This is a genomic window from Methylacidimicrobium cyclopophantes (genome assembly GCF_902143385.2).
In the GTDB taxonomy this organism is placed as follows: Bacteria; Verrucomicrobiota; Verrucomicrobiia; order Methylacidiphilales; family Methylacidiphilaceae; genus Methylacidimicrobium; species Methylacidimicrobium cyclopophantes.
The window spans coordinates 1-8,420 of sequence record NZ_CABFUZ020000270.1 but is presented as its reverse complement, the minus strand read 5'-3'; the positions used below and the strand labels follow the sequence as shown (position 1 = coordinate 8,420).

The 8,420-nt window shown below is 61.4% G+C and carries 7 protein-coding genes; 2 read left to right on the top strand and 5 right to left on the bottom strand.

The features are described from left to right. Window positions 1–208 precede the first annotated feature (208 nt). Both FN369_RS10830 and FN369_RS10825 read right to left on the bottom strand, forming a co-directional pair. Window positions 209–847: an HAD family hydrolase gene (locus tag FN369_RS10830; protein ID WP_142526144.1), complete on the bottom strand. Its 639-nt coding sequence runs from the start codon at window positions 845–847 to the stop codon at window positions 209–211. Between the two features lie 81 nt (window positions 848–928). Beyond that, the gene (locus FN369_RS10825; RefSeq protein ID WP_178087823.1) at window positions 929–2,167 is read right to left on the bottom strand and encodes an MFS transporter; all 1,239 of its coding nucleotides are present in this window, start codon (window positions 2,165–2,167) and stop codon (window positions 929–931) included. 143 nt (window positions 2,168–2,310) lie between these two features. On the opposite strand from FN369_RS10825, the gene FN369_RS10820 reads away from it, so the two are divergent. Both FN369_RS10820 and FN369_RS10815 read left to right on the top strand, forming a co-directional pair. Then, window positions 2,311–4,158 carry a PQQ-dependent dehydrogenase, methanol/ethanol family gene (locus FN369_RS10820; protein WP_142526142.1) on the top strand — a complete coding sequence of 616 codons (1,848 nt, stop codon included), beginning with the start codon at window positions 2,311–2,313 and terminating at the stop codon, window positions 4,156–4,158. 126 nt (window positions 4,159–4,284) lie between these two features. Continuing rightward, a complete protein-coding gene (locus tag FN369_RS10815) occupies window positions 4,285–4,656 on the top strand; it encodes a 4a-hydroxytetrahydrobiopterin dehydratase (RefSeq protein WP_142526141.1) in 372 nt (123 codons plus the stop codon). 62 nt (window positions 4,657–4,718) lie between these two features. Here FN369_RS10815 and FN369_RS10810 read toward each other — a convergent pair whose 3' ends face one another. From FN369_RS10810 to FN369_RS10800, 3 genes are all read right to left on the bottom strand, one after another. After that, window positions 4,719–5,621: an NAD(P)-dependent oxidoreductase gene (locus FN369_RS10810; protein WP_142526140.1), complete on the bottom strand. Its 903-nt coding sequence runs from the start codon at window positions 5,619–5,621 to the stop codon at window positions 4,719–4,721. Between the two features lie 664 nt (window positions 5,622–6,285). Next, complete coding sequence (gene lpdA, locus FN369_RS10805) at window positions 6,286–7,674, bottom strand: dihydrolipoyl dehydrogenase (RefSeq protein ID WP_142526139.1); 1,389 nt, start codon at window positions 7,672–7,674, stop codon at window positions 6,286–6,288. A 29-nt stretch (window positions 7,675–7,703) separates the two neighbouring features. Further along, on the bottom strand, window positions 7,704–8,420 hold a 717-nt coding region (locus FN369_RS10800; RefSeq protein WP_178087822.1), incomplete at its 5' end, for a 2-oxo acid dehydrogenase subunit E2.

Genomic DNA, 8,420 nt, shown 5'->3' with positions numbered 1-8,420 from the left:
TTTTTTCAAGCAGAAGACGGCATACGAGCTCTTCCGATCCGGTTTCTTCTCTGTGACACTTTCCGTCCCAAGCGGCTTTCGCCCTCTTGGTCCCGCGGTTTCCCACGGCCCGCTCCCCTGGAGGCGTCCGGACTTTCCTCTCCCCTGTTACGCGGAGCGATAGCCTCTTCCGGCGCCGCAACAAACTAAACCGCTCTTGGGGGCGGCGTCAACCGCCGTCGCCCTCCGGGTCGAGTGAAAGAGCCAGGCCGGCAAGAGCGGCCTTCGTGGTCGTGTAGCCACGGTGGCAGATCGCTTCGATCCCGAGCTTGCGAGCCACGTCGACGAACATCGGGCGGTCTTCGATATAGGCGCACTGGGAAGGAGGCGTCTGCGAGACGTCGAGCGCGAGCCGAAAGATGTCTTCGTCGGGTTTCCGCAGGTGAACGAACGAGGAGACGATGAAGTAGTCGATGAACGAAGCCAGGCCGAAGGCCTGGATCCGGTGGACCTGCAGCTCGCGTCCCTCGTTGCTCAACACCGCTACCTTGAGCCGGTAGCGCTCCTTGAGCTTCCGCACAAGCTCAATCATCTCTGGAAAAGGGCGGGACTGCGCGAACATGAATTGGCGAAATTCCTGCATCGTGAACGGACGGCTCTCATAGAAGACGATGCGTTCCAGGTAGCCGTCGAGCGTCAGCTTGCCGACCTCGTAAGTATCGAAGGTGAGGTGATGGCGCTCTTCCATCTCCCGAGCATCGAGGTTGAAAGCTTCGGCTGCTTTCCGGCGGCAGGCGGTATCCCAGCCGTTGGAAAGAAGGACTCCTCCGAGATCCAAAAAGAGAGTCGTGATGGGAGTGTTGTTCATGAGATTCGGTGCCACTCTTCCTTGTTTGCGGACGGATGGCAAGGGGGAAGGCGCCGCAGAATCGCTCAGGAGAAAAAGCGGCTAGCTTCGTCCTCGATCGCCCTCTTCCCAACCGCTCCGAGCGGTCCGAGAAAAGCAGCGAAAGCCGATCCAAAGCGACCCGCAAGCGCAAAGGCAGACGCCGAGGAGGACGGTCGCCGGCGCCCCCCAGGAGCGGGAGGAGAGTGCCGCAAACAAGCTTCCTATGGGAAAGAGGCCTTGAAAGAGGAGGGCGGAGATTCCCACGACGCGTCCCCGCAGCTCTTCGGTCGCCTTTTCTTGCAGGAAGGCGTTCGCCGCCGAGAGGAAGACGACCAATCCAAAGCCCGCCAGCCCGAGCAGCGTCGCGGAACAAGGAAAGGATCGCGACAGAGCAAAAGAGCCGACCGAAAGAAGAAAGAGAGCGATGCCGCCGGAGACGACGCGCGGAAGGGAGACGTTCCGCACGAAGGTTGCGGCGGTCAAGCTTCCCAAGAGGGATCCGGCCCCGTTCGCGGAAAGCAGAAGCCCGAGCCCTCGGGAGCCGCTATGGAGCACCCCTTCGGCGAAGAAGGGGAGCAGGATCGTGTACGACCAGCCAAAAATCGTAACGAGGCCGATCCAGACGGCCTGGCCCATGAGGGCTTTGGTGGAAGCGATGTAGAGGACTCCTTCCCGAAGCGAGCGGAAAAAAGCCTTGCCGGGGGATCTCTGTGGGGGAGGGGAGATCCGGAGAAGGCAGAGGAGAGAAAATGCGTAGGAGAGGGAGTTGGCCCAAAAGCAGGCGGCGACGCCCAGAGAAGGGATCACGAAGGCGGCGGCTGCCGGCCCGATCAAGCGAGCCCCATTGAAGAGGAAGGAGTTCCAAGCAATCGCGGCGCGAATCTCCTCTTTTGGGACCAGGTCGAGGAAAAGGGCTTGCCGTGCGGGGAGCTCGAACGAGCCGGAGAGTCCGAGGGAGAAGACGAGGATCCCGAGAGTCACCAGGGAGAGAAGATGGAAAAAGGTGAGTATGCCGAGAAGGAAAGAGAGGAGCAGCGCCGCAGCTTGGGCGAGGATCACGATTCTGCGTCGTGGGAAGCGATCCGCCGCTGCCCCCGCGGGGAGGGAAAAGAGAAGGAGAGGAAGAGAGCTCGCGAAGCCGAAAAGACCGAGCCAAAACGGGGAGCCGGTTATCTGGTAGACGAGCCACCCTTGGCCGACGTTCTGGATCCAGCTGCCGAGAAAGGAGGAGGCTTGCCCGAAAAAAAGGGTTCGAAAGGGAGAGGAGCGAAAAGGCCCCAGATCAGGAAAAAACTTCATGGGCATGTGTCTGCCTCTCGATACAATGCGCTGAGTTTCGTTCGGGGAAAGTGTACGCGGCTTGGCGAGGGGGCGGTCGGGATCGGAGAGGCGGTCCGGCCGCGTGAAGGCGCGGAAGAGGAATGGGTGGAGGAGGAGCAAAAATGGGGAGCAAATCGAAGGAGAGAGGGGAGCGGATCGGGCATGGGTGTCTCTCGCGGACGAGCTGGGTATACCTGCTGGTTGGGTTTTGCGCCATTCCGTTCTCGTTGCGGGCCAACGAGGAATTGCTCCGGCTCGGATCGGATCCCGGCCAGTGGCCGATGCAGGCCAAGAACTATGCCGCAACCCGCTATAGCGAATTAGACCAGATCAACACGCGAACGGTCGAAAGGCTCCATGTCGCCTGGAGCTTCTCGACCGGGGCGCTTCGGGGCCACGAAGGGGGGCCGCTCGTCGTCGGCAGCACGATGTACGTTCACTCTCCCTTTCCAAACACCGTCTATGCTCTCGATCTGGCGCAGAAGCCCTATTCCATTTTGTGGAAGTATACGCCGGCTCAAAAAGCGAGCGCGGTCACCGAGGCTTGCTATGACACCGTCAGCAGGGGTGTCGCTTACGGAATGGGGAAGATTTTCCTTGGCACGTTGGACGGACAGTTGATCGCTCTGGATGCCCGCACCGGCGCGGAAGTGTGGAAAGTGAAGCAGGGCGAGATCGCTCGAGGGGAGACGATCACCGGAGCGCCCATGGTGATCAAAGATATGGTCTTGGTCGGAATCTCCGGTGGAGAGTTTGGGGTCCGAGGCCGTGTCAATGCCTACGACATCAATACGGGCAAGCCGCGCTGGGTAGCCTACAGCCAAGGCCCCGACGACGACATTTTGCTCGAAGGCGATTTCAACAAGGAGTGCCCTCGTCATGGAGGTGACGGAGAGGGAACGAGATCGTGGCCCGGAGAGCAGTGGAAGCTGGGAGGCGGAACGACCTGGGGGTGGTTCAGCTATGATCCCGATTTGGATCTCTTCCACTACGGGAGCGGTAATCCGGGCTCCTGGAATCCGGATGAAAGAAAAGGGGGGGACAATAAATGGTCCTGCACCCTCTGGGGACGCCGACCGGGAACGGGGAAGGCCCGGTGGGCTTTCCAGATGACGCCCTGGGATTCGTGGGGATATGACGGGACGAGCGAGCTCATCCTCATCGATCTTCCAATCGGAAAGACGATGCGGAAATGCGCGGTCCATTTTGACAAGAACGGCTTCGCCTACACGCTCGACCGCGGGACCGGAGAGGTCCTCTTGGCGACCCCCTTCGTCTACGTGAATTGGGCCAAGGGAATCAACCGAGGCGATGACCGGCCGATAGAAGTTCCGGAAAAGAGAACCAAAGCAGGGATCGAGGTGAAAGGGGTCTGCCCTTCGGCGATGGGTGGGAAGAATCAGCAGCCGGCGGCCTACGATCCGCAGACCCATCTCCTCTATGTCGGGACGAATAACCTCTGTATGGATATCGAGCCCGTGGAGGCTCGCTATATTCCGGGGAGTCCCTATATCGGAGCCGATCTCATCCTCTATTCCGGGCACGAGGGGAAGGATAAGTATTACGGGGAGTTCATCGCCTGGGATCCGGTCAAGGGGAGACGGGCTTGGGAGATCCAGGAGAGGTTTCCGGTTTGGAGCGGGGCTCTGGCGACCGCCGGAGGATTGGTCTTCTACGGTACGCTCGACGGATGGTTCAAGGCGGTCGACGCGCGCACCGGAGTCCTCCTTTGGCAGCAGAAGCTTGGCTCCGGCATCGTCGGCACCCCCATCGCCTTCCTCGGTCCGGATAATAAGGAGTACGTGGCCGTCTATTCTGGAGTAGGGGGCTGGTTCGGGTTGCCGGTCGCCGTCGATTTGCCCAAAAGCGACCCGCGGGCCGCCATGGGGGCGGATGGAGCCGCCTACGCTTCGCACCTGCCCGAATCGACGACTCCGGGAGGCGAGCTGGTCGTCTTCGGCCTGGATTAGGGAAATCCGGGGGAGGGAAGCGGACCTGCCGGGATGGAGTTCGGGGCCCATCCCGCGGCTCCGTTTCTTTCTGCGGTGCGATCCACCGCGGATTGCGATCGATGCGGGGTGGAGTAAGCTTTTGCTATGAAGACGACCTTAACGAAAGAACGCTGCGTCGCTTGCCGGAAGGATGCGCCTCGGCTGACGGATGCCGAGATTGCGCAGCTGCGCAAAGAAGTTCCCCTTTGGAAGGTGGAAGAGAGGGATGGCATACCGATCCTGGAGCGGGTTTTCTCCTTTCCCGACTTTGCCGCCGCCCTGCGCTTCACCCAGCGGGTCGGCGAGCTGGCCGAGCAAGAGGGCCATCACCCCGCGATCCTCACCGAGTGGGGAAAGGTGACCGTGAGCTGGTGGACGCACAAGATCCGCGGGTTGCACCGGAATGACTTCGTCATGGCGGCAAAGACGGATGGGATTTACGAGTCCTCGGCCAAGGGTCCCTCTCCCGAGGGGTAAAACAAAAGAGCCTTCCCGCTCGGGAAGGCCCTTTTGTTGACGATCGATTCTCCTCTTCCAAATTACTCGGGGATTTCCCGGGCTCTGCGGTCGAGGAAGGTGAGCTCGGAAATCGCCGATTTGTCGAGCTGGCCCGCGCCGAGCTTCACCAACCGGTCATATTGGCACTTCGTTGCATCGGCCAGAGCGAGATGCAACCCCAACTCCCGAGCAAGGGCCAATGCGATTCCGGAATCCTTCGCCGCGTGTTCGGCCGAGAAGAAGCAGCTATGTTCGCGGTTCTGCATGTCTTCTCCATCGGTCTGCAGGACACGCGAGGCGGCTCCCGTCTGACTGAAGACTTCGCGGACCATGTTGAGATCCAGTCCGAGACCATGGGCGAGACCCAATCCCTCGGCCAGCCCGAGCGTATTGATGTTCATGACCATGTTCACCAACGCCTTTACTTGGGCCGCCTTCCCGGTTCCTCCCACGTAGGTGAGGGCGGTGCTCAGAGCATCGAGGATGGGCTTGACCTTCTGGAAGATCGCCTCTTTGCCGCCGACCATGAGATAGAGAGTTCCCTGCCGAGCTTGCGGAATGCTCGAAGCCATGCAGCCCTCGAGGCTGGAAGCTCCGACCTTTTCGACGATCCCTTCCACCGCCACGTGCGTCTTGGGGCTCACCGTCGCGCAATTGACGAATACCTTGCCGGAGGGTTTTCCTTGTAAAAGGTTGTCGTCGGGAGCCTCGAAAATCTGAAGCTGCACCTTGTCGTCGGTGACGACCGTGAAGATCACATCGGCAAGCTCGGTGACTTGCGCAAGCGTAGAGCAGGCCGTCGCTCCGATCTCCCGCGCTAGATCGGCGGTCACTTCCGGCCGAACATCGTAGACCGCGGTAACGTTGAACTTCTTATCATGCAGGCAGCGAGCCATATTGGCTCCCATGCGCCCCAACCCGACAAAACCGATTTTCTCGCTCATGGCTTTCTCCTATTTCCAGGCTCCTTCTCTATTTTGATTGGTCTCCGAAGCGAAAGCCGACCCTTTGCCGGTGAGACTCTCCTTTTCCTTCCGCTCCTCGAAGATCGCTCCTCCAGCTCGGCTGCGGCATCCCTCCCGCACCGGACACGACATCGATCGATCGCGCTTCTCGGTCGTCGAAGGTGGCCCCCGCAGGCTCGCTTTTGACCCCCGAGCTTCGGAGCGAAATGCCATTTAGACAGCAGTTCGGATAAGAATCAAGCTTCCGTCCACAAATGAGGAAGGGAATTTCCGCGCCGGCAGGCTTGGCCGAGATTCCCTCCTTTCCGGGCTCCCCGGCAGCGAGCCTTCCTGCGAAAGCTCTCGCCAATCTTCCGGCGGCCCGTCGCGGGCCATCGAATCGACAGGCCCCCTTTCGGAAAGGCCTCCGATTCCGGAGTGGTCTTGCCACGGCTGGAATCGTCTCTGGCGTGGTCGCTGGCCGGATGGTTGCAAAAGCGGCGGGATGAGGGATCGGGCGCCCTGCTTGAAGCGGCTGAGGGTCTCCGGCTTCTCATCGAAGCTCCCCCTCTCTCCCCGCGGCGAGGAAGGATGCCGAGTCCGGCGGAAGCGGAGAGGCCGTGTCGCCGTCTGCCCGAGCCGGCTTGCAAGGCATTCCGCTACATTAAATGTGCAGGGGTCGCTTTTCGGCGACCAAGGCCGCCTCGCCGATCATTTCCGAGAGGGTGGGATGGGGATGGATCGCGTCGTGGAGCTCGCTGGAAGTCCCCTCGGAGGCGATCGTCACCGAGAGCTCGGCGATCAGCTCGCTCGCCTCGGCTCCGAGGATGTGGGCACCCAGGATCTCGCCGTGGGGCTCGGAAAAGAGGATCTTGACGAATCCCGTGGAATCCCCGGAAGCCATCGCCTTCCCGTTTGCCGTGTACGGATAGCGGCCTACCCGGAACGCCAACTTTCTCTCCCGAGCCTGCTCTTCGGTAAGCCCGAGCATGGCCACTTGCGGTTGAGAGTAGACGCAAGAGGGGAATCGATCGACGCGGGCGGGAACCTTTCCCGGCACGAAGAGCCCCTCGACCGCCTCCATTCCCTCTCGAAATGCCACATGGGCCAAAAGCGGAGGGCCGATGATGTCGCCGGCGGCAAAGACGCCGGGTAGGGAGGTTTCGTAGCGGGAATCCACCTTGACGAAGCCACCCTCCTTTTCCAAGGAGACGCCAGGGGCCAAGCTCGAGTCGAGGTTGGGTTCTACGCCGATGGCGACGAGGACCGAGGAGACTTCGAGCCGCTGGGGAGCTTTGCCGCCGATTTCGAGGAGAACCGACTTTTCCCCGATCCGGGCGGATTCCACCTTCGCGCCGGTGAGAATCTGGATCCCTCGTTTGCTCAGGCTTCGCGTCAATCCTTTGGCCACTTCCGCATCAGAGCCCGGAAGGAGGCTCGGCAAAAGCTCGACGATCGTGACCCGGCTGCCGAAGACGGAGTAAAAGTAGGCAAATTCCACCCCGATCGCTCCTCCCCCGATGATCGCGACCGATTCCGGACGCACTGTGGAAGCGAGGGCTTGCCTGCTGGTCATGACACGTTCCCCTTGCACGGGGAGAAAAGGCAGGGTTCTCGGGCGGCAGCCGGTTGCCAGGAGGATATGCTCGGCCGCTAAGGTCTCTTCCCCGTCGTCTCGGATCAGCCGGACCTTTCGATCGGGAAGGAGAAGGCCTTTCCCTCGCAGCTCGTCCACCCCGCGAGCCTCGAAGAGGTGTTTGACGCCGCCGGCCATCCGCGCGGCCACCGAGCGGCTGCGTTCGATGATCGCAGGAAAATCGAAATCGTGATCATGGGACCGGAGGCCGAATTCCTGGGCTCGAGAAAAGAGCTCGAAGACTTCCGCGCTCTTGAGCAAGGCCTTGCTGGGGATGCAGCCCCAGTTGCCGCAGGTGCCCCCGAGCCTCTCCTGCTCGATGCAGGCCACTCTTTTCCCGAGTTGCGCCGCCCGTAGTGCGGCCACGTAGCCCGCGGGTCCTCCGCCCAGGACAATCAGATCGTAGGGGGGAGCCATAAATTAAAACGGGGATCGACCGACTCTCGTCATAGCAAGAGAGCGAGCGGCCGTTCGAGCAGCCCTTGGATTTCCCGGAGGAAGCGGGCACCGATCGCCCCATCGATGATGCGATGATCGCAGGAGGCAACCAGGTGGACGCGCTGGCCCACGACGATCCGGTCGTTTCCATCGACCACAGGTTTTTTGGTCACGGCGCCGACCGCCAAAATGAGGGCTTGCGGAGGGTTGATGATCGCGGAAAACGACTCGATGCCGTACATTCCGAGATTCGAGAGGGTCAACGTCCCGCCGGTGTATTCCTCCGGCTTGAGCTTTCGCTCGCGCGCCCGCGCCGCCAGCTCCTTTGCTTCCCGAGCGAGCTCGCGGAGCGATTTTTGATGCGCGTTCCGGATGACGGGCGTGATGAGCCCGTCCGGGACCGCAACGGCTACCGCGAGGTGAACCGCCTGGTATTGGCGGATCCCCGCTTTTTCCCAGGAGACGTTCACCTCGGGAACCCGGCGGGCGGCTTCGGCCGTCGCCTTGAGAAAGAAGTCGTTGACGCTGAACTTCTCGGGTGATGGGAGGGCTCCAACGGTCTCGTTGAGCTCGGCGCGAAGGGCGAGCAGCGGGGCGGCATCGACTTCGATCGAGAGGTAGTAGTGCGGAATCGACGTTTTGCTGGCCAAGAGGCGGGCGCCGATCTGCTCCCGCATGATGGAGAAGGGAGAGAGCCGGCTTTCTCCCGGAGCCGCCTCGGCGGG

What these genes read in the sequence shown, in the direction of transcription:
- FN369_RS10830 (WP_142526144.1), bottom strand. Translation starts at nt 847, where the DNA reads ATGAACAACACTCCCATCACGACTCTCTTTTTGGATCTCGGAGGAGTC.
- FN369_RS10810 (WP_142526140.1), bottom strand. Translation starts at nt 5,621, where the DNA reads ATGAGCGAGAAAATCGGTTTTGTCGGGTTGGGGCGCATGGGAGCCAAT.
- FN369_RS10815 (WP_142526141.1), top strand. Translation starts at nt 4,285, where the DNA reads ATGAAGACGACCTTAACGAAAGAACGCTGCGTCGCTTGCCGGAAGGAT.
- FN369_RS10825 (WP_178087823.1), bottom strand. Translation starts at nt 2,167, where the DNA reads ATGAAGTTTTTTCCTGATCTGGGGCCTTTTCGCTCCTCTCCCTTTCGA.
- lpdA (WP_142526139.1), bottom strand. Translation starts at nt 7,674, where the DNA reads ATGGCTCCCCCCTACGATCTGATTGTCCTGGGCGGAGGACCCGCGGGC.
- FN369_RS10820 (WP_142526142.1), top strand. Translation starts at nt 2,311, where the DNA reads ATGGGGAGCAAATCGAAGGAGAGAGGGGAGCGGATCGGGCATGGGTGT.